Below are 26,422 nucleotides of genomic sequence, written 5' to 3'. Positions count from 1 at the left end.
CGGGGCGCCGAACTTGTCGCCAGCAACTGCCGCTTTCCGACAAGCCGAGTGAATTTTCCCGATGGCGCGCGATCCTTCTATGTACAGCAGGGAGGAACCGGGGCTTTATGAACAGTGCAAAATTATTCGTCGTCGAGTACACCCTCCATGGCGATCCGAAGTCATTCATCATCCGCCTGGAAAAAATGGATAACGCAGAAGCCTGGCATTGGGCGAGCTGTGACGCGGGGGTGGGGCGAATCCCCCGGTTCGGACGCGAGAAGGTGCAAAAGACCAGCAAGCCGATGGCTGAAAAGTTCGGCGTGGAAAACGTCAAGTGGCGGCCGGCGAACTAATATCCGGTAACCATCAGGTTCGGGGGAAGGGATATGAGCACAACACCCGTCTACAGCCCTGCGCAGCTGGACTACGGTCTGGACACGCCGAACGGTCGCATCACCAAGAGCGCCGAGTGCCGGATCGGCCTGGAACAGGTCGAAAATGACCCATTCTGCTTCGCCATACGCGTCCCGGCGCCACTGCCGGAAGATCTGGAGCAAGCCAGGACCCTGGTGCTACGGGTCGAAGGGCGGCGCTTGCAAGGCACCGTGCGCCACAGCGAACGCCTGGAAGATGACAGCCTCAGGCTGGAAGTGGAGCCGGATTAGGCTCCACTTTTCATTCGCGGTTGTCAGCCATGAGCGCACTTGCACTCTTTATGGGTGCATTCCTCGCCGTGTTCATGGTGCTTGGCGCAGGCCTCACAGCAGTAGTGTTTGCCGTGACGGGCAATCGGATGTTCACCGAGTTTGCAGGAACATTTCGGGCAATCGCAGATACTTTCGCGGTCAATCATGGGGCTGACTCCTCTTGTGTGGTCGCCAGTGCTCAAATGCACACCGTAAGTGTAGGAGCTGCCGCAGGCTGCGATTTTTTGACTTTTCAGTGCCTGCGCAGTCACTCGATAAACAACGCAAACAACTCCGACTGCGATTCTTCATCCAATTTCACGTACAGATACTTGCGGTGCATGCGTACGGTTTCCGGCGAGATGTTCATCTGGCTGGCGGTAGAACTCACTCACCTATTTCAAAAGTGCTGATGCCGGAATCAACACCGTGCCCCACAGACCCGCCGCAGCCGCGCCACCACTGTAAATGAACTGCGACCCGGCACCGCGCTGAATCGCCTGCGTCCCGGCAGCGACGGCCAACCAAGGCGAAGCGCCGCCTGGATGACCCAACATTGCATCAAGGTCGCACATTCGCGGCCTATTCACTGACATGGGGACGTCAGACAGCACGCCTGCAATGGCGGCCGCCCCTCGCGCATCAATACCTGCTCGCCAAACCTGCTCGATTGATCTCGATTCAAGCGGCACCCACTCAATCGCCTGGCGCGTAGCGTAAAGCAGATCATCGGAGGTGGGCTGGCGCGCCTGCTCCGGCCGGTGCAGAAAGGCAATCGGCGATAACGTGGCCTGCGTCAGGCGGTTGCCAAACAACAACCCGACCGCAACTTCCGCCGTACCTTCCGGCTGCTGCGGCGCAAACTGCGCGGCCAACACCAACAGCAACGCCCGATCACCAATTCGCTGGTCAAGCCACTGGTCCAGTGCAGTCAGCCCGCGGCCATCGACAGGGGGAACGGGCTGGCGAATGCCGGATTCGCGCCATGCCTGTCGCCACACACGGCGCCATTGCTGCTCCGGCAAACCGGTATCGACATCCAGCAACAGGGCCAGCGGTTGATCATCAGGCAACTGCGCCAAAGTGGGTGCCAGGTCGGCGAGCGTCTGCGCCCATATACTCAGCAATATTGCTTCCGGATTTTCATCTGCATCGCTAGATAAACAACTTTGGCGAAGTATTGATCCATCCACCCTGGATGCTTGTGACTTCAGCGCCGTCGTCCCACTCAGCAGAGCGTCCAGCTGTATCTCCGGATCATCCGCAGGTTCTTCAAGAGCAGTCTGCACGCTCACGCCCAACACCTGTTGCGAACGACGTCCCTGACGCATCTTCCGGTTCAGGTCTTTTTCGCGAGCATCATCCCAGCCATCGGCGGCACCCTGTTCACCGGTGTACAACAGCACTCGCCCGAATCCCAGCACGCACCAACCCAGGATTGGGATGCCCAAGGCCAGGCTCCAGAAATCCGAAGGCCGCTGGGGTACGGTTTCGTCGCCGAACAACAGCGTGCCTCCGACGCCCAGCAAACAGAACAGCAACAACAGGCCGAGCCAAAGTAAAAATCGAGGTGGTTGAGGACGCAGTGCGAGAGGCGGAATTTTATCCAGTCTGATTGGCATGACTTCACCTAACTCGCCGAAAAATTTATCGACTTGCATTGCACCCACTTTGTAATTATTTCAACTTTCGCTTGGTATGAGGCCTTGCACCATCCGCCCCACGAATCCTCCACTAAAACTTTGTCCCCCTTAATCAAATACATCTTTGGTGAATACTGCAGCAACGGTTCCGAACCGCCATCATAAAGAGATGCTTTTTCCATAATTGAGCCGTTTATTACTTTGCCAGTAAGGATGGCTTGAAACAAAGGCGACCCCGCCGTCTTCTGAACACTTTTTTTGTCTTTATACGGATACACATACGTAGTTCCCCCTTGCTTATCCACCTCATCCCCACCCAAATGAAAAAAACGAGTGAGCTTCTTGTCCAAAATTAGAGTATCCGCCTCCAACCTAAAAACACTTACATCGTAAATATCGCTTGCCGGATCCCATATTTTTGGCATCTCCATGCGATGTACGACGAACAACAGTTCTTCTCCCCCTTCACCAACGGGAAGAAAAAATGCGTCAGTGATTACTCCTCCCGTACCCAAGTATGGAAACTCATAAACAAGCTTTGGATTTTCAGATAAAATAACTGAATAAAGGGATATTCCATCTGTCTCACGGAACAATTGCGCATCTGCTTGCAAATTAGTTTCTGTGTAGACAATACATGCATTCACTCTATCTAGCTCCATAGAGCTATAAGCCTCCCGAAGACCAATACCGCTGCATTTATTCGCCCCGGATATTTTTTTTGGGCCAAGCTCTATCGTTTGGATGCCTCGATATGCACTATCGGATAAATAATTTAAACCAGGGAGATCACAATTTTTATTGAAAACCTTTCCACCTTGTTTTCTTGCAACAACTTTATAGCTCAAGGAGTTCAGACTTTCGAAGGAGTACAGGTAATTCCCCTTTGTAAAGCTAAGAGCTACCCCGCTACTTTCATGGTTTGTCGAATTGTAAATCGTGAATATTCCTTTGGGAGGTGTTTTTTTCTCTGGATACTGCAACTCTACGCTTGCCGGACCAAGACCATAGGACGGTTTACCAAAGCGATACTGTACATAGCCACTATCAGGAGATGTATTGGCTTTCGCGCAAATTGATGCAACTCTCCCTACATAGTTGTATTGATCCTGGCCGGGATTAAATGCGCAACTAATGTAAATATCCTCCCCTTCAGTGCACATTGTTGAATTTATGTCTACGTATGGATCCCTTGCCCAAACCTTAAGACTCACAAAAGATACAACAACCAAACAAACCATAATAATTTTTTTCAATTTAAACTCCCTTTTTTTAACAGATCAACAAAGTACTCCCTTCTATCTGGATGGCTCGCTGTATGTTTATTTACAACAGTGGTTATTGAGTCCACAACATCCAAAGCGCTGCCTTTATCTGCTATTTTATATAATTCATTATTCAACCAAAAACTCGCAGCCGATCGAACTGCATATTTCATCTCCAACAACAAATCAGGATTTACAACAAAATCTGCATTATCGTTTGGCCACTGCGCCGAACACTTTGAGTGCCAACGTTGAAATAATGTGTAATTGTGTAACCCTGTCAACTGCTTCAAACCTCGCCCTCTATACCTCCACCCATCACCGCTTGAAACCCCTCGATTGCCAAGTTCGGTACGCCCCCCATAGGCGCCATTAGCGATGGCCTCGTAATCGACTCGGGTCATAGGCGCGCCGTTTTCTTTGATTTTTCCTGTCTTAATTTTGTACCCGTATCGCCCGGCTTCTTCCGGGTTACTCCGAAAGTAACTGAACAAGTCAATCAACACGCTGGATTTATACGCGAAACTTTCATCTACCGATAAATCCTCCCCTGTTTCTTGTTTTATCTGTGCAAAAAAATGAGCTCTTCGCAACGGAGTATCTAACTTGAAAAAATCGAGATTTGCGTTTAACTCGTCAGCGATTTTCTGCAAATCACCGTATCGATCTTCACGGAGCGTCGGATAAATGCTTTTCATAGTTTCAAGGGAAAACTTAAATCGGTTACTACTAAAAATCCCCACCAACCCAATCGGATGAAAGTGATAAGCACTCCCCCAAGAAGGCAATCCCACCTTTTCCGCGACATCCCGCCACCACCCCATCTGTGCAATCCGCTGCTTCTCCGCCAGCCAATTCAAGTGCGGTGTCGAGCCGCTATGGCCGAGCAATTCGTCCAGTGCGTCCCATATCTTCGGCTGCTGAAACCACTCGCTTTCCTTGTACAGAATCATCTGCGAAATCGACTGTGCATGGGCCGGTCGCTCAAGGGCCGCTTTCAGTTCCGTGGCCGTTAGCGTGCCGTCGGGGTTGCGACCGATGATTTCGTACAACCGCCTTTTCATCGGACCCTTGTCGTCTTTTTCGGCAATGGCACGATAGCGCTCGCGTTCCTCGTCGCTGAAACGGCCAATGGTGCTGAGAAAAGAGGCCAGCAAGTGTTTGGGCCTGCTGTAGTCGATGATGACGTCATAGCCTTCCCAGGCCCACGGACTGACCCAAGGTGTTACGCCCGGCTCTTCACACACCCAGCCATCGAGAAGGTTGTTTTCGGCGTCGTGAAGCAAATGTTCCAGGCGATACCAGGTGCGGGCTTTGCGCGTCGGGCTCGCGGGCACCTGGATTTTTTGATCTGCCGGCAGTCCATCCAGCAACTTTTTGGGGACCAGCAAATCGGCAGCACTTCGCGGGCTGGATTTACTCGACGCCTGCAATAGCGCAGCCGTGTTATTTCCTTCAAGGGGAACGACGGGCGTGCCCATAGGGAGCTTCAGCCAGGTCCTGTCTTTCTCCGGCAGGCGTTGGGCCCACAATCGACTGGCTTCGATGAATTCCTCAACGTCATCACCACTGAAGGTTTCCAGGTGGAGCTTCTCGTCCGGCTGATTCGCGCCGCCGTCCTGATACAGGCCAAGATGGCCGATGAGGTCACCTGCCTTGATTGCAACAGGCTGGTCGAGCATCACTATCTGATCTGTCGCTACCGGCTCAATGGCACCTTCCAGCGAGTCAAATTGCACATACTGGTTGATGCGCTCGAGCTTGCGAAACTCGCCTTCACCACTGACCGTAACCTCCGATTCAAGCGGTAAATCGAAAATGACGTTATCGGCAATCACCGGTTCGGCCCGGACGTTGACTGTCTTCTTCGACGAACTGATGCGGGTTTCTTTGCGGTCTGGGTGTTTGAGCACCTGAGTAGAGAGATAGCCCTTGATCGAGCCATCGGGGTTGAGCAGTTTGGCCGGTCCCAGACTGCTCTCCAACTTGCGAAATTGTCCGGTGCCACTGATAGCCACTTCGGCGCCTCGCGGCAGAAAATCAATTAGCTGACCATTCGACTTGCTGTACACCTTCAAACCAAGCTGCTCAGGCTGGCCGGGAAGAAAGTCGTTCGCCGACTGCTTGACGCGAAAGGTCGGATGCTTGGGCCAGAATTTCGGGCGAGCGAGGGTGGAATCCTTCTGGTACTTCGCCCAATCCTGCAGATGCATGTAGAGGCTATAAAAAGTCAGGCTCGGTGGAGTGTCCTGGCTGCTTTCGATCTTCGGCGGTTGAAGGTGATGGCGAACCAATACGAAGTTGCGCGAAAAGGGTTTCTCGATTGTTCTGTCTTTGTCGAAATAAGCGGTTGTCGGCGAATCCGTATCGATGCGGTAGGCCACCACTTCGCCGTCGGCCAGACAATGCACGCTGGATTGCTTCAGGGTGCCGGCGGTGCCGCTGTCGAAGTGCACGCCGCCGTGCCACAAGCCGCCGCGTCCGAGTGGGTAGTAGCCGGCCACCGCGTTGGCCAGGTGGGTCAGTTGCCTCAGGGGATCGCGCGCGTCCTGGAACGGATGGCACCAGTTTTTCAGAGGGAGCAGTGTGGAGTTATCCGCTTCCGGGGTCGCCGGGACTGGCCGGGTATCGGGTGGTGGCGAGCTCGGGGAGCTCGGCCCATCCCATCGCGAGTCCCCGCGGTTGCCGTGAAATCCAAAAAATCGGGCAAGCAAACTGGCCATGTTGAGTGTCGCTCCTTGTTCTGGAAAAGATCAGGCAGAGAAATCCGTAAGTTCCGTGGACTTGGCTTTGGGCGTCTGTCAGTTGCGAGGGCACCGGCGCTTGCATCTATTGATGGGCCGCACCGCTGTACGCGAAAGGACGTCGAAGGCGGCGTCGAAGCCGCGGACGTGGAATTTGTGGCGGCTGTGGTCGAAGAAGGTGCGAGGTATGTTGAGCAATGTTCAGACCTCCCTGGCCTGTTTGAGGTGTACGGGGAGGTTGTAAATCCACCCTCGTTCAAGCGCTCGACAGCTTTCACGAAGGTGATCAGGGCTGGAATAGGACATTTCTGCGGGTGACGTAGGACGCGTCCGTATACCGATGCGCCTGAACTGTAAGAGTTTTCCAGGCCTTGTCGGACAACCCATCAAGCTTACTTCTCGAAAGCCACAACGCCTTGCGTCGTTGCCTACGGTTACGCCAGAATCCGCCGGCTTGTGCGCCCTGGGGCCGCTCGGTAACTTGATTCGCATCACTGATGGTCAGTGATCGGGTTTAGTAGCCCGTGGTTAAATCTAAGTCGTACAACGCTTCTATCAGTCAGGCATTGCGCCTGCGCTTTGATGGTGGCTGTACGTAGGGCGCCCTTGGGCGCGCCGGCTTCTTAGATTCCCCGGTCTACTAACCTGCGTACAGCTGCCACCCCTTCTTTTAGTAGAGAAGTGGTGCCGGCACAAAACAGGAATCTAAGAAATGTTCAAGGTAACGCCAAGCCCGCCGGACACCGATCCGGCAACGTCCTCCAGAACCATCGACTCAAATAATCACCTCGCCCCCACCGACACCACTCCCTCAGCAGCCGATATCCGAGCCACCCCGCGCAAACTCTGCACCATGTTCATCGTTAATCCGGAACTCGACACCGAAAGCCTCCTGGCCCATGCCTGCGAATCGCTGGCCTCGGCCAATGTCATGACGATGGATCTGGCGGACCGGACGGAGGGATCGAGTCGAAATACTCTGTTGGGTATCTCGCAAGTCATCATGCTAGGCGAGTTGGCGGTGAACCGGGCGCTGGATCGAATCGATCCGCCTGAGTAGAAGATTAAAAGATCGCAGCCTGCGGCGACTCCTACATGGGTCCTGTACAACCGTCATTTTGCGGGTGTACGCAAAACCTGAGCTGCCGCAGGCTGCGATTTTTTGTGGCGAGGGAGCTTGCTCCCGCTTGAGTGCGCAGCGCTCACAAGTTTTTTGGGCCGCTGCGCAGCCCAGCGCGAGCAAGCTCGCTCGCCACAAATGTTTTAATCAGATACGGAATTGACCCACCAGGCTGCCCAGGCGCTGACCGAGGTCGGCCAGGCTGCGTGAAGTCTGCGCGCCGAGTTGGGTTTCGTCGGCGACGTTGTCCACCGCCACGGCAATCTGGTGCACGCTGCGGTTGATCTCTTCGGCCACGGCAGTCTGTTCTTCGGCGGCACTGGCGATCTGCGCGTTCATCGAATTGATGGTCGCGATCAGCTGGGCCATGGTGTCCAGCGAAGCCCCCGCCTCGTTGGCCTGGGCCGAGGTGCCGTCGCCGGCCTCGCTGGAGCGGCGCATCGCCTCTACCGCCGACTGGGTGCCGGCCTGCAAACGGTCGATCATGCCCTGGATTTCCTGGGTGCTGATTTGCGTGCGGCTGGCCAGCGCCCGCACTTCATCGGCCACCACCGCAAAACCGCGCCCGGCCTCGCCGGCACGGGCGGCTTCGATGGCCGCGTTAAGCGCCAGCAGGTTGGTCTGCTCGGCAATCGAGCGGATCACCCCGAGCACGCTGACAATCGACGACACGTCTTTTTGCAGGCTGTCCAGGGACACGCCGCTGCTGCGGATGTCGTCCACCAGGGCATGGATCTTCTCGATACTGCCGGCCACCACACGCTTGGCCGCCTGCCCTTCTTCGTCGGTCTGCTGGGCTGCCACCGCGGCGTTCTGCGCGCTCTTGGCCACTTCCTGGGCGGCGGCCGACATTTCGTTGATCGCCGTGGCCACCTGATCGGTTTCGTGACGTTGGCGTTCCATGGCCTGGTCCGAACGGTTGGCCTGGTCGGACACCTGATTCACCAGTCCGGTCAATTGCGAGGTCATTTCGGTGATCTGCCGTACCAGGCCGTGGATCTTGTCGACGAAACGGTTGAACGAGCCGGCCAGTTCACCGAGTTCGTCCTGGCTGGTGATGGTCAAGCGGCGGGTCAGATCGCCTTCGCCCGCCGCGATGTCGTCGAGGTTGGCCTTCATCAGATGCAGCGGACGCAGAATGGTATTGGCCAGCAGCATCCCGGCAGCGGCGATTACCAGCAGCAGCACGACTGCTACGCCAACGATGCTCAGCACCATGCCTTGCATGCGCTCCTGGACCTTGGCTTCGACCACGGCCACTTGTGCTTCGATGCCGTCGAGGTTGACCGAGGTGCCGACCGCCATGTCCCACTTCGGCAGGTATTCGGTGTAGCCGAGCTTGGGCACCAGTACCTGGGTGTTGCCGGGCAATGGCGAGCTGTATTGCAGGTAGTGCGTACCGTCCTTGGCGACTTTCACCAGGTCGCGGTTGACGTAGACACCGTTCGGGTCGCGGTTGTCCTTGAAACTCTGGCCCACGCCGTCGGGGCTGTTGGCCTTGAACAGGCGCACGGTGTTGGAGTCGTAGCCGAAGAAGTAGCCGTCCTTGCCATAGGTGATGCTCGACAGCAGCTTGATCACCTGGGCCCGCGCCGCCTCATCGCCGGGGGCGGCCGCGTCGTAGAGCGGTTTGATCGTGGTCATGGCCACGGCCACGTAGCTTTGCAGGGTCGCCTTGGCATCGCTGAGCAGGCGCTCGCGGGTCTGCTCGACTTCCTTGCGCGCCTGATCCTGAAGAATGAACAGCGTGGTCAGGCTGATGACCAGCGCAAACAGCAACACCGGGAGGACGGCAAGGGACAGGACTTTGGCCTTGAGGCTCATGCGCATGACGTTCACTCTTTTGATTTTGTTGGCGTGGTTAAAAGCTTAACGGCACGCCGGGTCAAAAGTTGAACGCGGCCGTCAGGTCCGCAGAAGATCCCCTGTGGGATTTCAGTGTTACAGAACCATCGCCGCAACCCAGCCAAACGCCAGCAGCGGCAGGTTGTAGTGCAGGAAGGTCGGGACCACGGTGTCCCAGATGTGATGGTGCTGGCCGTCGATGTTCAGGCCGGAGGTCGGGCCCAGGGTCGAGTCCGAAGCCGGCGAACCGGCGTCGCCCAGGGCACCGGCCGTGCCGACGATGCACACGATGGCCAATGGGCTGAAGCCCAGTTGCACGCACAGCGGCACGAAGATCGCCGCCAGGATCGGCACGGTGGAGAACGACGAGCCGATGCCCATGGTCACCAGCAACCCCACCAGCAACATCAGCAAGGCGCCAATGCCTTTGCTGTGATCGATGTACGACGCCGACGACTCGACCAGCGTCTGCACCTCACCGGTGGCCTTCATCACTTCGGCAAACCCGGAGGCGGCGATCATGATGAAGCCGATCATCGCCATCATTTTCATGCCTTCGGTGAACAGGTCGTCGGTGTCGCGCCATTTGACGATGCCCGACACCGAGAAGATCAGGAAGCCGACCAGTGCGCCGATGATCATCGAATCGAGCAACAACTGAATGATGAACGCCGCCGCGATGGCAACGCCGGCCACCATCAGGCTCAGCGGGTTGTATTGCACCGCCACTTGCTCGACCTGCTCGATCTTCGCCAGGTCGTAGACACGCTTCTTGCGGTAGCTGACAAACGCGATCAGCAAGCCCGCCACCATGCCCAGGGCCGGGATGCCCATGGCGTGGGTCACGTTGATGCCGCTGATGTCCACGCCGCTGCGGGCGACGTTGGCCAACAGGATCTCATTGAGGAAGATGTTGCCGAAGCCCACCGGCAGGAACATGTAGGGCGTGATCAGGCCGAAGGTCATGACGCAGGCGATCAGGCGACGGTCCAGCTGCAGCTTGGTCAGCACATAAAGAAGCGGCGGCACCAGCAACGGAATAAACGCGATATGTATCGGCAAGATGTTCTGCGAGGCGATGGCCACGACCCAGAGCAGGCCGATCAGCAGCCATTTGACCTGGCCACCGCCGTTGGCGTGCTGGCGATCGACCATCGCCAGGGCTTTGTCGGCCAGCGCATGGGCCATGCCGGACTTGGCAATGGCCACGGCGAAAGCGCCGAGCAAGGCGTAGGACAACGCCACCGTCGCCCCGCCGCCGAGGCCGCTGTTGAAAGCCTTGAGCGTCGCCTCGATCCCCAGGCCACCGGTCAAGCCACCGACCAGCGCACCGACGATCAGGGCGATCACCACATGCACGCGGGACAGGCTGAGGATCAGCATGATGCCGACCGCGGCAATTACTGCATTCATTGTCATACCTCTGGGCAAGCGAAAAGAGTCCGGCCGGCAGTCTGCGAGAGCCGCCAGCGGATAAAAGGAATGGGTTTTATTAGAGGGCGCGCACTTTGAATGAAGCAGCTTCAAGCTGCAAGCCTCAAGCGACAAGCTTTTACGCTTTTTACCTGAAGCTTGCCGCTTGCGGCTCAAGAACGCTGTTTGTTGGCCGCTACAGTGCAAAGTCTCAGATATTTATCGAATAAGGACGTCTCCATGTCGCTCAGACAACTTTCCATTCAATGGAAAATCACCCTGCTGGCCGGGCTGTGCCTGGCGGGCATCGTGACCCTGCTGGTGGGTCTTTCGCTGTATCGCATGGAGCACAGCTCCGAGCTGGTGAAAGCCTCGAGCATGGAGATGCTGACTGACGCGGCCCAGGCCCGGATCGAGTCCCAGGGGGAAAACCAGGCGCTGGGGATTCGCCAGCAGTTCATGGACGCCTATCAGTACGGCCACGGCTTCTCGCGGCAGGTGCTGTTCCTGCGTGACCAGGCCGAGAAGCGCTTTCTCGATGCCTTCGACCTGCGCGAAGACCTGACCCGCCAGGTCAAGTCGGCCCTGCAAGCCAATCCGGACCTGCTCGGCCTGTCCCTGGTGTTCGAGCCCAATGGGCTGGACGGCAAGGACGAACTGTTCGCAGGTCAGGCCGAGCTTGGCAGCAACGACAAGGGCCGTTTCGCGCTCTACTGGTCACAGCCGACGCCGGGCAAGGTAACGTCCATGGCGCTGCCGGAAAAGGACATGGCCGACACCAGCACCGGCCCCAGCGGCGAAGCGGCCAACGCCTGGTTCACCTGCCCGCGCACCACCCTCAAGCCGTGCGTGATCGAACCCTACTTCTATGAGATCGACGGTCAGAACGTGCTGATGACCAGCATCGTTTTCCCGCTGATGGTCAATGGCAAGGTCATCGCCTCGCTGTCGGTGGACATCAACCTCAACAGCCTGCAAGCGGTCAGCCTGGGCGCGAGCAAGAAGCTCTATGACGGTCAGACCAGCGTCAGCATCATCAGCCCGGCCGGCCTGCTCGCCGGCTACAGCCCGGACGCCAGCAAACTCAGCCAGCGCCTGGACGCCGTGGATCAGGCCAGCGGCGCCGAACTGCTGCGCATGCTCGCCGCCAGCAGCAAAACCGCCAGCCTGCACAGCCAGCAGCAACTGAAGGTGCTGGCGCCTTTCCAGCCGATTCCCGGCGGTAAGTCCTGGGGTGTGTTGCTCGATGTGCCGGAGAAAGTCCTGGTCGGCCCCGCCGAAGCCCTGAAAAAGCAACTCGATGACAGCAACACCGCCGGTACGCTGGTCGAACTCGGCCTGGGGGTGCTCGCCGCGCTGCTCGGCCTGATGCTGGTGTGGCTGATGGCCCGCAGCGTGACCCGACCGATCCTCGGCGTGGCACACATGCTCGAAGACATCGCCAGCGGCGAAGGTGACCTGACCCGCCGCCTGGCCTACGACAAGCAGGATGAGCTGGGCCAGTTGGCCGGCTGGTTCAACCGTTTCCTCGACAAGCTGCAACCGATCATTGCCGAAGTGAAACGCTCGGTGCAGGACGCCCGCAGCACCGCTGACCAGTCGTCCGCCATCGCCGCCCAGACCAGCGCTGGCATGGAGCAGCAATACCGCCAGGTGGACCAGGTGGCGACCGCCTCCCACGAAATGAGCGCCACCGCCCAGGACGTCGCCCGTAGCGCCGCGCAAGCGGCCCATGCCGCCCGCGATGCCGATCAGGCGACCCGTCAGGGTTTGACTGTGATCGACCGCACCACCGCCAGCATCGACAACCTCGCCGCCGACATGAGCGCGGCCATGGTCCAGGTCGAAGGCCTGGCCGCCAACAGCGAGAAGATCGGCACGGTACTGGAAGTGATTCGTGCGATTGCCGAGCAGACCAACCTGCTGGCCCTCAACGCCGCGATCGAAGCGGCCCGTGCCGGTGAGGCCGGACGCGGGTTTGCCGTAGTAGCCGATGAAGTGCGCAACCTGGCCCGGCGTACCCAGGAATCCGTCGAAGAAACCCGTCTGGTGATCGAACAGCTGCAAAACGGTACCCAGGAGGTGGTGGGTTCGATGAATAACAGCCATCGTCAGGCCCAGGGCAGTGTCGAGCAGGTTGGCCAGGCGGTAACGGCGTTGCGCCAGATCGGCGAGGCAGTGACCGTGATCAATGACATGAACATGCAGATCGCCAGTGCCGCCGAAGAGCAAAGCGCGGTGGCCGAGGAGATCAACAACAACGTGGCGACCATCCGCGACGTGACCGAATCACTGTCAGGCCAGGCCAATGAATCGGCGCGGGTCAGCCAGTCGCTCAACAGCCTGGCGAATCAGCAGCAGAGTTTGATGGATCAGTTCCGCGTCTAAGCCTTGCAAGTCGAACAAAATACCTGTGGGAGCAAGCTCGCTCCCACATTTGTTTCCCACATTTTTTCTGCGCGCGGCTCAATCAAATGATGGCGAGTGGATATCTGCCGGACGTTGATTATGCTTCATGGAACCTTGCAGCATTTTCTGACGTCAACCTGAATGCAAGCCACGTAATCCGATGACTTCAGCCCCCGGGCCAGGGTGCGGCAACAATTGAGAGGTGCTCCGGCCTTAAAACAAGAACAACGGAGAAAAATCATGGTGGCAATCGACAGTACAACCACGGGCAGCACGCCCAACCGCGGGATCACCAGGGAGGAGCGCAAGGTCATCTTCGCCTCGTCCCTGGGCACCGTGTTCGAATGGTATGACTTCTACCTGTACGGCTCCCTCGCGGCGATCATCGCCAAGCACTTCTTCGCCGGTGTCAACGAAACGACTTCCTTCATCTTCGCCCTGCTCGCCTTCGCCGCCGGCTTCGCCGTTCGGCCCTTCGGCGCCATCGTGTTCGGTCGGCTGGGCGACATGATCGGGCGCAAACACACGTTCCTCATCACCATCGTGATCATGGGTATTTCCACGGCCGTGGTGGGTTTGCTGCCGGGCTACGCAACCATCGGCGTAGCCGCGCCGGTCATTCTGATCAGCCTGCGCCTGCTGCAAGGCCTGGCGCTGGGCGGTGAGTACGGCGGTGCAGCGACCTACGTGGCCGAACACGCACCCAAGGGCAAACGCGGCTACTTCACCTCGTGGATTCAGACGACCGCGACCCTCGGCCTGTTTCTTTCACTGCTGGTGATCCTCGCCTGCCGCACTGCGCTGGGCACTGAAGCCTTCGAAGCCTGGGGCTGGCGGATTCCGTTCCTGCTGTCGATCCTGCTGCTGATCGTCTCGGTCTACATCCGCCTGCAACTGAGCGAGTCACCGGTGTTCCAGAAAATGAAGGCCGAAGGCAAGTCCTCCAAGGCACCGTTGACCGAATCCTTTGCCCGTTGGGACAACCTCAAGATCGTGATCATGGCCCTGCTCGGTGGTACCGCCGGTCAGGCGGTGGTCTGGTACACCGGGCAATTCTATGCGCTGTTCTTCCTGTTGCAGACGCTGAAGATCGACCCGCAGACCGCGAACCTGCTGATTGCCGGCTCGCTGCTGATCGGTACGCCGTTCTTCGTCATTTTCGGCAGCCTGTCCGACCGCATCGGCCGCAAGGGCATCATCATGGCCGGCTGCATCATCGCGGCACTGACTTACTTCCCCATCTTCCATGCGTTGACCCAATACGGTAACCCCGACGTGTTCATTGCGCAGGAGAAGAATCCGGTCACGGTAATCGCCAATCCCGGCCAGTGCTCGTTCCAGTTCGACCCGGTGGGCAAGGCCAAATTCACCAGCTCCTGTGACCTGGCCAAGACCGTACTGGCCAAAAAGGCCATCCCCTACAAGAACGTGAACGCCGAGCCGGGCGCCGTTGCGCAGGTGCGCATTGGCGAGAAAGTGATCGAGAGCTTCGAGGGCACCGGCATACCGGCCGCCGATTTCAAGGCCAAAAACGACGCCTTTACCGCCACCCTCGCCACCGCCCTCAAGGACGCCGGCTACCCCGAGAAGGCCGACCCGACCAAGACCAACTACCCGATGGTGCTGCTACTGCTGACGATCCTGGTGATCTACGTGACCATGGTCTACGGGCCGATTGCCGCCTGGCTGGTGGAACTGTTCCCGGCGCGCATCCGCTACACCTCGATGTCGCTGCCCTATCACATCGGCAATGGCTGGTTCGGTGGCTTCCTGCCGACGGTGGCGTTCGCCATGGTGGCGGCCACGGGGGATATCTACTACGGGCTGTGGTATCCGATTGTCATCGCGGTGATGACGGCCATTCTCGGCACGTTCTTCATGCCGGAAACCAAGGATCGGGAGATTCATCACACCTGACCGGCGCCGTCCCTGTAGGAGCGAGCCTGCTCGCGATAGCGGTGTGTCAGCCACAGTTAATGTTGACTGACATGGCCTCATCGCGAGCAGGCTCGCTCCCACAGGGGGCCTGGTGTGGCTTCAAGTGTGTTTGGGCAACTCGATAACGACCTTCAACCCGCCCCACTCGCTTTCCAGCAACGACAGTTTGCCGCCCCAGCTATCGACGATGTCGCGCACGATACCCAGCCCCAAACCATGCCCATGGGTTTGCTCATCCAGCCGCGTCCCTCGAGCGAACACCTGATCACGACGCTCTTCGGGAATGCCCGGGCCGTCATCTTCCACGCAGAGTTCAAAGCCCTCAGCAGTCTCGGCCACACTCAGGCGAACCTCGGCATCCGCCCATTTACAGGCGTTATCCAGCAGATTGCCCAACAGTTCCAGCAGGTCTTCGCGATCCCAGGGCAATTGCAGGCCGGCGGGTGCACGGTAGCTCAGCGCCAGGTGTTCGCCATGGATCATGTTCAGGGTGGCCAGCAACCCGGGGAGCTCGGCATCGCAATCAAACAGTGCGCCCGGCAACGCATCACCGGACAACCGAGCACGATTGAGTTCCCGATTGAGCCTCTGCTGGACTTGTTCCAGTTGTTCCTTGAGGGTCTTGCGCAGTTGCGGGTGCGCGTCGAGTTGCTCGCTTGAAGCCAGGCTCAACAGAACCGCCAGCGGGGTTTTCAAGGCGTGGCCGAGGTTGCCCAAGGCATTGCGCGAGCGCTTGAGGCTGTCCTCGGTGTGGGCCAGCAAGTGGTTGATCTGCGCCACCAGTGGCTCCAGCTCCACCGGCACCTGATCATCGAGTTGCGAGCGCTGGCCCTGTTGCAACTGCGCAATCTGCTCGCGGGCCTGCTCCAGTGGACGCAAGGCCCGGCGTACGGTAATCCGTTGCAGCAGCAGAATCAGCAACAGCGCTGTCAATCCGAGGCCAATCCCGAGTTGTTGCATGCGCCGGAAGCTTTCGCGGATCGGCGTGTAATCCTCGGCGACGCTGATGGAGATCGGCGCCCCCGAACGTCGATAGTCCGTGCGCAGCACCAGCAACTGCTGCCCTTCCGGACCCAGTTGCAGGTTGCCATGCAGGCCGGGTTGATCGAGCACCGGCAGTTCCTGATCCCATAAGGAGCGGGAACGCCAATGGCCATCGGTGAAATCGATGCGGAAATAATGCCCGGAGAACGGCCGCTGATAGGCCGGTGACAGGCGTCGCTCATCCAGTTGCAAGCCTTGCGGCCCGCGCACCAGCGCCGCCAGCAGGTTCTCGCTGTCATTGCGCAACCCGGCTTCGAGGTAGCGCTGCAACCCCATTTCGAACAGCCACAGGCTGGTTTGCGCCAGCACCAGGCCAACGACCACCATCACGCTGATCAGGCCCAGGCTCAAGCGGCGCTGGATCGATCTCACCGGGCTTGCCCGCCGAACAGGTAACCCTGGCCCCGACGGGTTTCAATCACACTTTTGCCGAGCTTGCGGCGCAAGTGGTTGACGTGGACTTCCAGCACATTGGAGTCGCGCTCGGTTTCACCGTCGTAGAGGTGTTCGGCGAGGTGGCCTTTGGAGAGGATCTGCTCGGGGTGCAGCATGAAATAACGCAACAGGCGAAACTCCGCGGCGGTCAGCTGAATGTCGGCACCGTCGCGCACAACGCACTGGCGACCTTCGTCCAGATGCAGCCCGGCAGCCTTGAGCGTTGGCTGGTTGACCTGGCCATGGGAGCGGCGCAGCAATGCCTGGATGCGCAAAAACAGCTCTTCGGGATGGAATGGCTTGGTCAGGTAATCGTCGGCGCCGGCCTTCAAGCCTTCGATGCGCTCTGCCCAGGAATCCCGGGCCGTCAGGATCAGCACCGGCGTGGCCAGACCCGCCCCGCGCCACTGCGCCAGCACCTCAAGCCCCGGCACGCCCGGCAGACCGAGGTCGAGGACGATCAGGTCGTAAGGCTCGGTGCTGCCCTGATGAACCGCATCGCGACCATCGGCCAGCCAGTCCACCGCGTAACCCTGGCGGTTGAGGCCGGCCAGCAGTTCGTCGGCCAGGGGCACATGGTCTTCCACCAGCAGCAAACGCATGGATCAGTCTTCCTTGTCTTTCAATATTCGGCCGTCAGTCGCATCGATGTGCAGCTCACGGACCACGCCTTCGGGGGTCAGCAACTCGACATCATAAAGGTAGATGTTGTGCTTCTCTTCGAGTTCGGCTTCCAGCAGTTTCGCGCCTGGGTAGCGATCCATCGCCTGCTGCAGCAGTTGCTCCAGTGGCAGGATCACGCCCTGTTGACGCAGGCGCAGGGCTTCATCCTGATCCAGGTCGCGGGCCATCACTGCCGAGCAAAATGCCAGAAGCAGCAGCACCATCCGGCTGCCGGTGCATCGATTGAGTAAAAACACCTTCATTACCAATCCTGATGATCCTTGAGTCACTGCCTGCTGACCGGGTCTAATTCCATGCCCTGTGCCAGTGGTGTGAGCTTCTCGAAAGCCACAATGGTACCAGCGATGCGCTATCCCAGCGTTGCGTCGGGGTCCAGGCGAGCCACCTTAACCCGCTGAACTTAATTGAAACTGAATTGCCATCATTGCTGACACCCTCGCTCCCACAATGATCACGTTTATAATTTCCCGCTTGCCACACTTCGAGACCGCAATGACCGCCATCCACATCAAGTTCCCTTCCCTGACCCTCAAGGCCGGTCCACGCGCCTTTGCGCGCATCCGGGACAACGGCTTGAGCGCCGCCGACGTCGGCACCTTGCCTGGCGCGGCCGGCGGTCCGAAGGCGCTGGGGATTCAGGGTCTGGACCTGGCGCTATTCGGCGAGTGGCTGCCGGCGGCACCGCGAGAACGCTCGCTGATTGGCGCATCGGTGGGTTCCTGGCGCTTCGCCAGCGCCTGCCTGCCGGACGCCGCCGAGGGCATCCGGCGTCTCGGGCAGCTGTACACCGAGCAGCACTTTGCCAAGGGCGTGACCATGGCGCAGATCAGCCAGAGCTCACAGCGCATGCTCAATGACCTGCTCGACGGTCGCGATGCCTCGATCCTCAGCAACAACCATTACCGCCTGAACATCATGGTGGTTAAAAGCCACGGCCTGCTGGCCGACGATCATCGCGGCCGCCTGGGGCTGGGCCTGTCATCGGTCATTGCCGACAACCTGCGCGGTCGGGCGCGGCTGGCACGGCACTTCGAACGCCTGATCATCCACGACCCGCGCCTGGCGCCGCCGGTGAATGCCTTGACTGACTTCCCGTCGCGCTTCGTCGCCCTCAATGCCGGCAACTTGCGCCAGGCCCTGCTGGCTTCGGGCTCGATCCCGATGGTGATGGAAGGCGTGCGCGACCTGCCGGGCGCCGGCGCCGGGACCTTCCGCGACGGCGGTCTGCTGGATTACCACCTGGACCTGCCCTACAGCGGCAACGACATCGTGCTTTACCCGCACTTCACCGACCGGGTGATCCCCGGCTGGTTCGACAAGACCCTGCCATGGCGCCGCGCCTGCCCGGCTCGCTTGCAGAACGTGCTGTTGCTGGCGCCGTCGAAGGAATACCTGGCGCGCCTGCCCTACGGTAAACTGCCGGACCGAAACGACTTCAAGCGCTTCATGGGCGATGCCCCGAGCCGGCAGAAATACTGGCGCACGACCATGGACGAAAGCCGCCGCCTGGGGGACGAATTCCTCGAACTGGCCGCCAACGGTCGCCTCGGCGAGCGCTTGCTGACCCTTTAGTCAGGACAAACTGGTAAACTCGCCGCCTGCCCGAATCGCTGCGGCGAACGCCACCTGAACAGAGCTGAAAACACTGTGGAAATCTTCAAAGAATTTACTTTCGAATCCGCCCACCGCCTGCCCCACGTACCGGACGGCCACAAGTGCGGGCGCCTGCACGGTCACTCGTTCAAAGTGGCAATCCACCTGAGCGGCGACCTCGACCCGCACACCGGCTGGATCCGCGACTTCTCGGAAATCAAGGCGATCTTCAAGCCGCTGTACGAGCGCCTGGACCACAACTACCTGAACGACATTCCCGGCCTGGAAAACCCGACCAGCGAAGTGTTGGCCAAGTTTATCTGGCAGGAATTGAAGCCCCTGCTGCCGGAGCTGAGCGCGATCCGTATCCACGAGACCTGCACCAGCGGTTGCATCTATCGCGGCGAGTAATCTTCAGACAACACTGCTCGCTCCCACAGGGGAACAGCGTTTTGTCAGAGAAAAAGAAAACAGCCTTCATCGGCTGTTTTTTTATGCCTATGCTTTTTGCCTCTTCCCCCCGCCAAGAGGACAAGCCCATGACTGACTGGCCGCTGGATCAGGTCTTCGACTTCAACGGACATCAAGTGCACTACGCCGTGCGCGGCGACGGCCCGCCGCTGGTGTTCGTGCATGGCACACCGTTTTCTTCCTGTGTGTGGCACCGGATCGCGCCGTATTTCACCGCGACTCACCGCGTCTACTACTTCGATCTGCTGGGCTATGGACAATCGGCACAACCCGACGACGATGTCTCGCTCGGTGTGCAAAACCAGTTGTTGGCGCAGTTGCTGGGGCATTGGCGCCTGGACCGCCCCGACGTGGTGGCCCACGACTTCGGCGGTGCGACCGCCCTGCGCGCGCACCTGCTCAATGGCAAGGACTACCGCAGCCTGACGCTGATTGACCCGGTGGCCCTCACGCCCTGGGGTTCGCCGTTCGTGCAGCATGTGCGCCAGCATGAAGCGGCCTTCAGCGGACTGCCCGATTACATCCAGCGCGCCATCGTGCCGACCTATATTCGCGGAGCCATCCAGCGCGAAATTCCCGACGCCGAACTCGCCCCCTACGTTCAGCCGTGGTTGGGGGAGCCGGGGCAAGCGGCGTTCTACCGGCAGATCGCACAGATGGACGAGCGCTATACCCGTGAGGCCGAGGGCCTGTACCCGACGATTCGCTGCCCGGTGCAGATTCTGTGGGGTGAAGACGACCAGTGGATTCCCATCGAACGCGGGCGGGCCTTGCAGCAGATGATTCCTGGATCGCAGTTTTATCCGATTCCCAACGCCGGTCATCTGGTTCAGGAAGATGCACCTGAAGCCATCGTCGCCGCACTTATGCGATTTTTACCCCTGCAACTATCTACCTGAACAAACCCGCTCCCACATTTTGAACTGGCGGGATTCGCCGCAGGCGAGCTAACGTAAAGGTATTGCCTAAACGATTCGCCAAAAGGATCTGCCCGATGCACATCATCAACGCCCGTCTGCGCAATCAGGAAGGCCTGCATGAGTTGAACCTGGAAAACGGTCTGATCAGCAGCATCGGCCGCCAGATCGAAGCCCCGACCCTGGGCCCTGACGATCTGGACGCCGGTGGCAATCTGGTAGTGCCGCCCTTTGTCGAGCCGCACATCCACCTCGACGCCACCCTGACCGCCGGCGAGCCGCGCTGGAACATGAGCGGCACGCTGTTCGAAGGCATCGAGTGCTGGGGCGAACGCAAGGCGACCATCACCCAGGAAGACACCAAGGCCCGGGCCAAAAAAACCATCCAGACCCTCGCCGCCCACGGCATCCAGCATGTACGCACCCACGTCGATGTCACCGACCCGCAACTGACCGCGCTCAAGGCCATGCTCGAAGTGCGCGAGGAAAGCCGGCACCTGGTCGACCTGCAAATCGTCGCGTTCCCTCAGGAAGGCATCGAGTCCTACCGCAATGGCCGCGAATTGATGGAAGAAGCCATCCGCATGGGCGCCGACGTGGTGGGCGGTATACCGCATTTCGAGTACACCCGCGATCAGGGCGTCAGTTCGGTGAAGTTCCTCATGGACCTGGCCGAACGCAGCGGTTGCCTGGTGGATGTGCACTGCGACGAAACCGACGACCCGCATTCACGCTTTCTCGAAGTGCTCGCCGAAGAGGCCCGCAGCCGCGACATGGGTTCGCGGGTCACGGCCAGCCACACCACGGCCATGGGCTCCTACGACAACGCCTACTGCGCCAAGCTGTTTCGCTTGCTCGGGCATTCGGGGATCAGCTTTGTCTCCTGCCCCACCGAAAGCATCCACCTGCAAGGTCGCTTCGACAGTTTCCCGAAACGCCGGGGCGTGACCCGGGTCAACGAGTTGCTGGAAGCGGGCATGAACGTGTGCTTCGGCCAGGACTCCATCGTCGATCCGTGGTATCCGCTGGGCAACGGCAACATTTTGCGGGTGCTCGAAGCCGGCCTGCACATTTGCCACATGCTCGGTTATCGCAACCTGCAAAGTGCGCTGGACCTGGTGACGGACAATAGTGCCAAAGCCATGAACCTCGGCGATCGCTATGGTCTGGAGCGCGGGCGGCCGGCGAACCTGCTGATTCTGTCGGCGGAAAGTGATTACGAGGTGATCCGCAGCCAGGGGTTGCCGCTGTACTCGGTGCGCGATGGCAAGGTGTTGATGAAGCGGACGATGCCGGTGGTGGAGTTCGCTGGTCTGAGCTGAAATTTGCGTTTACCGGATTGGCCCCATCGCGAGCAGGCTCGCTCCTACAGGTTTTGTGAACGACATGTAACCACTGTAGGAGCGAGCCTGCTCGCGATGGCGATATCAAAATCAATCGATAACTCGAGCCGTACCAAACAGGCTGACCCGACTCAACTCCCCCTGCTCCTCCTCCAACAAGATCGGCGCCGTGCCACCCGGCATCGTCACCTTGACCTCCCCGGCGCTCACCCAACCAACCCGCCAGGCCGAACTGGCCACCGCGCTGGCACTGGTCCCCGATGACGCCGTCGGCCCCTCGCCCCGCTCGAATACTCGCGCGGCGATGTGCCCTTCGGACAAACGCATTGCCCATTGCAGATTGATCCCCGCCGGACAAGGTTTGCCTGCACCGACCGGCATGGCGTAAGCAATCCGCGTCAGCCCCTCACCCAGCACCGGCTCGCGCATCTGCTCGTTGCTCGGCAGATCCCCGGCACTTTCCACCAGCGTCACGCAATGGGGATTGCCGACCCGCGCGAACTGACTGCGCGACCATGCGCTATTGAGTGCCGACAACTGTTCAACGTGGCTGAGTTCACGACCGTTGAGCACCGCTGCTTCAACCCCGTGAGCACTGACCGCCGACGGCCCGAATCCCGGCTGGCCCAGATCGAGCCAGAACCCCCTCACGCCCTCGACCTCTGCGGCTTTCACTGAAGTCTGCCCCGGTGACGGAGTGTCAGACTTGTCGTGGTGAACCCTGAGCAGACAGGCTTCGTTCTGCGGCAACAGCCCTTGATCGCTGAGGGCCTGGGAAAAAATCGTCAGCCCGTTGCCACTGCGCTCGGCCAGGGTACCGTCGGTGTTGACGATCAACAGATCAAAGGGAGGCGACGACTGAAACGGTCCGACCAGCAAACCGTCGCTGCGATGATCCTTGCTGCCGGACGGTTGAGTGCCTGGAGCCCAGCTGCAGCAAGCCTCGATCGCGGCTAGCGTCCAGGCTTCGATGGTTTGCGCTGCCTGGCTAGCCTGATCGGGCAGGTCGATGCCCTGGCGGCGCAGTTCTTCTGGCGCTACCACGATGTAAATGTTGCCCCGTGCATCGTACCGCTGCGCCATGGCGCCCTCCGTGTGTCATTGGAATGGCTCAACATATCGCGAAAAACAGCGGCGCTGTGCAAGGATGTCGCCCTGTTTGACCGTAAAACTTTCCGGGCACTGATCGAACCCTCACAGGCCGATCACTGTCCGTTGAGGACGCGACGCTTTTTGCCAAGGATTGTTATGACCAGCCTCAACAGCCAAACCACTTTCGTTCCCGGCCGCCTGGAACAGATGTCCACGCGCATCGCCTTTTTCATCGCCGGGGTCGGCATCGCCGCATGGGCACCGCTGGTGCCCTATGCCAAGGCCCGGGCCGGACTGGATGAAGGCACCCTGGGATTGTTGCTGCTGTGCCTGGGAGTGGGTTCGATCCTGGCGATGCCGGTGGCCGGGATCCTGTCCACACGTTTCGGCTGTCGGCGGGTGACGGCTGGCGGGACCCTGCTGATCTGTGCCGCCCTGCCGCTGCTGGCAACGGTGTCGTCGATTCCGGCGCTGATCGCCGCGTTGTTCATGTTCGGCGCGGGGCTCGGCACCGTGGATTCGACGGTCAACCTGCAAGCGGTGATCGTCGAGCGCGCCAGCGGCAAAAACATGATGTCGGGTTTCCATGGCCTGTTCAGCCTGGGCGGGATTGTCGGTGCGGCAGGTGTCAGCGGATTGCTTGGCCTGGGGATTTCACCCCTGGGGGCCACGCTGGTGGTGATTGTGTTGCTGCTGATCGCACTGGCCAAGGCCGTGCCGCATCTGTTGCCCTACGGCAGCGAGAGTTCGGGACCGGCGTTTGCGGTGCCCCATGGCATCGTCCTGTTCATCGGCGGCATGTGCTTCATCGTGTTTCTCGCCGAAGGCGCGGCGCTGGACTGGAGTGCGGTGTTCCTGACACAGGAACGTGGCATCGACACGGCGTATGCGGGGCTCGGTTATGCGGCGTTTGCCCTGACCATGACGGCCGGGCGTTTGACCGGTGACAAAATCGTGCGACGGCTGGGCGCGACACGGGTGATTGTGTTCGGCGGGCTGACAGCCGCCGCAGGCTTGTTTCTGGCGACGTTCGCACCGAGCTGGGAGGCGGCGCTGGTGGGTTATGCGTTGCTGGGTGCCGGTTGCTCGAACATTGTGCCGGTGCTGTACACCGCGGTCGGCAAACAGACGGTCATGCCCGAAAGCATCGCCGTGCCGGCCATTACCACCCTGGGTTATGCAGGAATCCTGGCAGGCCCCGCCGTCATCGGCTTCGTCGCCCATGGCAGCAGCTTGAGCTTTGCCTTTGCCTTGATGGCGGTGTTGCTGGTGGCGGTGGCCGTTGGCGGGAAGGTGTTGAAAGTCTGAATTGTGGCGAGGGGGCAAGCCCCCTCGCCACAGGTGGGTTAGAACCCGACACTGGCCTGCACAAAGAACGTGCGCGGCGCACCGACGTACATCCCCGAGTTGTTGTCGCTGGAACGGGTGAAGTACTGCTTGTCGAAGATGTTTTTCACCCCCGCCCCCAGTTTCAGGTTCGACACCTGCGGACCGAAGTCATAGCCGCCACGCACGTTCCAGGTCACGTAACCCGGAATGTCACCGAACTGCCCGTCGGCGGTGCCTTCGGTGATGTAGTTGCCGTTGAAGCTGCCATCGGCGTTCACGCCGGTGCCCGGCGAGCGCTGCTTGGACTGGGCGAACGCATCGAGGTTCCAGGTCCAGCGGTTGATGTCGTAACGCAGGCCGGCAGTGGCCACCTGACGGGAATAGAACGGCAGGTCACGCCCCTTGAAGCCCGGGATCTCGCCTTCGTAGGTGGCACGGGTGTAAGTGAAGCCGGCGTTGGCGGTCAGGCCGTCAAGGCGTGGGTCCAGCGCGGCCAGATCGTAGTGCACCGAGGTTTCGATGCCCTGGTGCTTGGTCGCGCCGAGGTTGGTCCAGCCCACATCGTTGCTGATGTATTGCAGTTCGTCGTCGAAGTCGATGTAGAACAGCGTCACCTCCCCGCCCCACACGTCATCGTTGTAGCGCGTACCGATTTCGTAGGTCTTGGCCTTTTCCGGCTCCAGGCCGTTGGCGGGCTCATTACCGATACCGCCCTGCCCCAGCTGGAAGTACTGCAGCGCGCCGAACGAGGTTTCGTAGTTGGCGAACAGTTTCCACGCATCGGACATGTGATACATCACGCTCAAGGCCGGCAGCGGCTCATTGCTTTCGATGCTGCGTTTTTTCTCCGGCACCCGTTTACCGGCGTTATCGAGCACCGGGCGGTCGTGCCAGTCGGTGCTGATGTGCTCGAAGCGAATACCAGGAGTGACGGTCCAGTTGCCAACGTCGATCTTGTTGTCGACATAAACCGAATTGGCCTCGGTTCCACCGGTGCGGTCCTGATAGACATGGCCGTCCGCCCCCGGACGCACGACCGGCTGGTTGTTGACCAGCGCCACACGACTGGCCTCTTCGTGCATGGCTTCCTTGAGGTAGCGATAGCCGACGCTGACTTCCTGGGTAGTCGGGCCGACATCGAAGACGTGGGACACCCGTGGTTCGATGCCGAAGGTGTAGTAACTGCGCGGATAGGAGTTGAGTGTGCTCAGGTCCCGCGAGGCGATGGTGCTGCCACGGAAACTGTCGGTGTAGTAGGTCAGCACTTCGGCCTGGGTGCGATCGTCGATCTGCCGCGCCCACTTGAACGACACATCCTTGCGGCGGCCGCTGAAGTTGTCGTAGTCGCGCACCGACTGGAACGGGTCGGCGTCGTACTGCGCCTGGTTCAGGCCGCCGGGCATGTCGGCCTTGGCGTCGTAGTAGTGGAAATTGAGGCTGAAATCGTCGACATCGGTCGGCGCCCAATGGGTCTTGAGGATCACATCGTCGATGTCGTTGCCGTTGTTGCTTTCACGGTAACCGTTGCCGTTCACCCCGGAGTACAACAGCGCCACGCCCATGCCGTTGTCGGCGGTGCCGCCCATGAACGCAGTGTCGATGTGCTTCCAGCCACCGTGCTGCGAGGTTTCCAGGGTGGTGCCGATTTCAGCCGAGGCTTTTTCCGGGATCGCACGGGTCACGAAGTTGATCACGCCGCCGACGTTTTGTGGTCCGTAACGCACGGAGCCGGCACCGCGTACCACGTCGATGCTGTCGAGGTTGCCGGAGGAAATCGGCGCCATGGACAGTTGTGGCTGACCGTAAGGCGCGAACGCCGCCGGGATGCCGTCGATCAGCACGGTGGAGCGAGGCGACAGGCGCGAAGTCAGGCCGCGCACGCCGACGTTGAGGGAAATGTCGCTGCCACCGGTGCCGTTGGCGTCCTGCACTTGCACGCCCGGGACGCGTTTGAGTACATCGCCGACGTTCATCGCGCCCTGCTCGACCATGGCTTCGCGGCGCACCACCGTGCGTGCGCCGGGGTGGTTCTGCACCACGGCGGCATCGGCATCGCCGAGCCAGTCGCCGACCACCTTGATGTCAGTCACGCCCAGCTCCAGTGGGCCGTTGGCCGCCGAAGTCGGCGCCGGCATCAATGTCACTGAACCTTCATCGATCTGGTATTGCAGGTCGCTGCCTTGCAGCAACTGGCGCAGCGCGTCTTCCGGGGAAAGGTTGCCATCCACCGCCGGGGCCTGCTTGCCGGCAACCAGTTCAGGGCTGAAGAACACCTGAAGCGAGGTTTGCTGGCCCAACTGACTCAGGGCTTGTCCCAAAGGTTGCGCCGGGATGCGGATGCCGTCGGCGGCAAAGGCCTGGGGCAGCGCAATACTGACCGCCAGCGCGAGGGCCAGCGGCAACCAGGGGAGTTTGTTGTTTTTAGCGGTGGAGTTTTTCACGTCGAACGTAATCCTGAGGATCGCAAGA

General features: G+C 59.8%; 21 protein-coding genes and 3 pseudogenes. 11 read left to right on the top strand and 13 right to left on the bottom strand.

Annotated features, from left to right (window positions below):
• The first annotated feature begins 107 nt into the window (after window positions 1-107).
• Both KGB07_RS15715 and KGB07_RS15710 read left to right on the top strand, forming a co-directional pair.
• Window positions 108-335, top strand: a complete 228-nt coding sequence (locus KGB07_RS15715; RefSeq protein WP_046042806.1) for a DUF6555 family protein — start codon at window positions 108-110, stop codon at window positions 333-335.
• 33 nt (window positions 336-368) lie between these two features.
• Window positions 369-647 carry a hypothetical protein gene (locus KGB07_RS15710; protein ID WP_046042807.1) on the top strand — a complete coding sequence of 93 codons (279 nt, stop codon included), beginning with the start codon at window positions 369-371 and terminating at the stop codon, window positions 645-647.
• A gap of 23 nt (window positions 648-670) precedes the next feature.
• Here KGB07_RS15710 and KGB07_RS15705 read toward each other — a convergent pair whose 3' ends face one another.
• From KGB07_RS15705 to KGB07_RS15685, 5 genes and pseudogenes are all read right to left on the bottom strand, one after another.
• Complete coding sequence (locus KGB07_RS15705; RefSeq protein WP_080925374.1) at window positions 671-835, bottom strand: metallothionein; 165 nt, start codon at window positions 833-835, stop codon at window positions 671-673.
• 101 nt (window positions 836-936) lie between these two features.
• Window positions 937-1,053 (bottom strand): annotated as a pseudogene (locus tag KGB07_RS15700) (helix-turn-helix transcriptional regulator); the annotation flags it as partial.
• Between the two features lie 10 nt (window positions 1,054-1,063).
• A complete protein-coding gene (locus KGB07_RS15695) occupies window positions 1,064-2,329 on the bottom strand; it encodes a hypothetical protein (RefSeq protein ID WP_317850409.1) in 1,266 nt (421 codons plus the stop codon).
• Window positions 2,299-3,567 carry a hypothetical protein gene (locus KGB07_RS15690; RefSeq protein ID WP_223465881.1) on the bottom strand — a complete coding sequence of 423 codons (1,269 nt, stop codon included), beginning with the start codon at window positions 3,565-3,567 and terminating at the stop codon, window positions 2,299-2,301. The genes KGB07_RS15695 and KGB07_RS15690 overlap by 31 nt, the downstream gene beginning before the upstream one ends.
• Window positions 3,564-6,299 (bottom strand): glycoside hydrolase family 19 protein, encoded by a 2,736-nt coding sequence (locus KGB07_RS15685; protein ID WP_223465880.1) that lies wholly within the window; start codon window positions 6,297-6,299, stop codon window positions 3,564-3,566. Before KGB07_RS15685 ends, KGB07_RS15690 begins: the two co-directional genes overlap by 4 nt.
• Window positions 6,300-7,032: 733 nt before the next feature.
• Here KGB07_RS15685 and KGB07_RS15680 point away from each other — a divergent pair.
• On the top strand, window positions 7,033-7,380 hold the full coding sequence (locus KGB07_RS15680; protein WP_223465878.1) for a DUF6124 family protein: 348 nt from the start codon (window positions 7,033-7,035) through the stop codon (window positions 7,378-7,380).
• 207 nt (window positions 7,381-7,587) lie between these two features.
• On the opposite strand, the gene KGB07_RS29735 is transcribed toward KGB07_RS15680, so the two are convergent.
• The 3 genes and pseudogenes from KGB07_RS29735 to KGB07_RS15670 form a co-directional block, all read right to left on the bottom strand.
• On the bottom strand, window positions 7,588-8,343 hold the full coding sequence (locus KGB07_RS29735) for a methyl-accepting chemotaxis protein (RefSeq protein WP_411741536.1): 756 nt from the start codon (window positions 8,341-8,343) through the stop codon (window positions 7,588-7,590).
• Between the two features lie 102 nt (window positions 8,344-8,445).
• A pseudogene (locus tag KGB07_RS29730) lies at window positions 8,446-9,264 on the bottom strand (cache domain-containing protein); the annotation flags it as partial.
• 117 nt (window positions 9,265-9,381) lie between these two features.
• The gene (locus KGB07_RS15670; protein ID WP_008049824.1) at window positions 9,382-10,698 is read right to left on the bottom strand and encodes a Na+/H+ antiporter family protein; all 1,317 of its coding nucleotides are present in this window, start codon (window positions 10,696-10,698) and stop codon (window positions 9,382-9,384) included.
• A 240-nt stretch (window positions 10,699-10,938) separates the two neighbouring features.
• Here KGB07_RS15670 and KGB07_RS29725 point away from each other — a divergent pair.
• The 3 genes and pseudogenes from KGB07_RS29725 to KGB07_RS15660 form a co-directional block, all read left to right on the top strand.
• Window positions 10,939-12,228: pseudogene (locus tag KGB07_RS29725) on the top strand (HAMP domain-containing protein); the annotation flags it as partial.
• Window positions 12,229-12,330: 102 nt separating this feature from the next.
• Window positions 12,331-13,086: a methyl-accepting chemotaxis protein gene (locus tag KGB07_RS29720; RefSeq protein WP_411741535.1), complete on the top strand. Its 756-nt coding sequence runs from the start codon at window positions 12,331-12,333 to the stop codon at window positions 13,084-13,086.
• Between the two features lie 261 nt (window positions 13,087-13,347).
• Window positions 13,348-15,024, top strand: a complete 1,677-nt coding sequence (locus KGB07_RS15660) for an MFS transporter (RefSeq protein WP_223465874.1) — start codon at window positions 13,348-13,350, stop codon at window positions 15,022-15,024.
• A gap of 120 nt (window positions 15,025-15,144) precedes the next feature.
• Here KGB07_RS15660 and KGB07_RS15655 read toward each other — a convergent pair whose 3' ends face one another.
• The 3 genes from KGB07_RS15655 to KGB07_RS15645 are packed head-to-tail and all read right to left on the bottom strand — an operon-like array spanning window position 15,145 to window position 17,450.
• Entirely contained in the window at window positions 15,145-16,461 is a 1,317-nt protein-coding gene (locus tag KGB07_RS15655; protein ID WP_046042812.1) for a sensor histidine kinase, read from the bottom strand.
• Window positions 16,458-17,126: a response regulator transcription factor gene (locus KGB07_RS15650; protein WP_046042814.1), complete on the bottom strand. Its 669-nt coding sequence runs from the start codon at window positions 17,124-17,126 to the stop codon at window positions 16,458-16,460. The genes KGB07_RS15655 and KGB07_RS15650 overlap by 4 nt, the downstream gene beginning before the upstream one ends.
• Before the next feature lie 3 nt (window positions 17,127-17,129).
• On the bottom strand, window positions 17,130-17,450 hold the full coding sequence (locus KGB07_RS15645) for a PepSY domain-containing protein (protein WP_046042816.1): 321 nt from the start codon (window positions 17,448-17,450) through the stop codon (window positions 17,130-17,132).
• Window positions 17,451-17,700: 250 nt separating this feature from the next.
• Between KGB07_RS15645 and KGB07_RS15640 the strand changes: the two genes are divergently transcribed.
• The 4 genes from KGB07_RS15640 (at window position 17,701) to codA (ending at window position 21,511) form a co-directional block, all read left to right on the top strand.
• A complete protein-coding gene (locus tag KGB07_RS15640; protein WP_046042817.1) occupies window positions 17,701-18,780 on the top strand; it encodes a hypothetical protein in 1,080 nt (359 codons plus the stop codon).
• Between the two features lie 75 nt (window positions 18,781-18,855).
• On the top strand, window positions 18,856-19,212 hold the full coding sequence (gene queD / locus KGB07_RS15635) for a 6-carboxytetrahydropterin synthase QueD (RefSeq protein WP_046042818.1): 357 nt from the start codon (window positions 18,856-18,858) through the stop codon (window positions 19,210-19,212).
• Between the two features lie 128 nt (window positions 19,213-19,340).
• Entirely contained in the window at window positions 19,341-20,171 is an 831-nt protein-coding gene (locus KGB07_RS15630) for an alpha/beta fold hydrolase (protein WP_046042819.1), read from the top strand.
• Window positions 20,172-20,266: 95 nt separating this feature from the next.
• Complete coding sequence (gene codA, locus KGB07_RS15625) at window positions 20,267-21,511, top strand: cytosine deaminase (RefSeq protein WP_046042820.1); 1,245 nt, start codon at window positions 20,267-20,269, stop codon at window positions 21,509-21,511.
• 111 nt (window positions 21,512-21,622) lie between these two features.
• Here codA and KGB07_RS15620 read toward each other — a convergent pair whose 3' ends face one another.
• Window positions 21,623-22,615 (bottom strand): DeoR family transcriptional regulator, encoded by a 993-nt coding sequence (locus tag KGB07_RS15620; RefSeq protein ID WP_046042822.1) that lies wholly within the window; start codon window positions 22,613-22,615, stop codon window positions 21,623-21,625.
• A 165-nt stretch (window positions 22,616-22,780) separates the two neighbouring features.
• Between KGB07_RS15620 and KGB07_RS15615 the strand changes: the two genes are divergently transcribed.
• A complete protein-coding gene (locus tag KGB07_RS15615; RefSeq protein ID WP_046042823.1) occupies window positions 22,781-23,932 on the top strand; it encodes an MFS transporter in 1,152 nt (383 codons plus the stop codon).
• 38 nt (window positions 23,933-23,970) lie between these two features.
• On the opposite strand, the gene KGB07_RS15610 is transcribed toward KGB07_RS15615, so the two are convergent.
• On the bottom strand, window positions 23,971-26,394 hold the full coding sequence (locus tag KGB07_RS15610; RefSeq protein WP_223465872.1) for a TonB-dependent siderophore receptor: 2,424 nt from the start codon (window positions 26,392-26,394) through the stop codon (window positions 23,971-23,973).
• Between the last annotated feature and the right edge of the window lie 28 nt (window positions 26,395-26,422).

It is taken from the genome of Pseudomonas sp. GL-RE-26, assembly GCF_019956275.1.
Taxonomy (GTDB): domain Bacteria; phylum Pseudomonadota; class Gammaproteobacteria; order Pseudomonadales; family Pseudomonadaceae; genus Aquipseudomonas; species Aquipseudomonas grandcourensis.
This window is presented reverse-complemented; position numbering and strand designations above follow the sequence as displayed.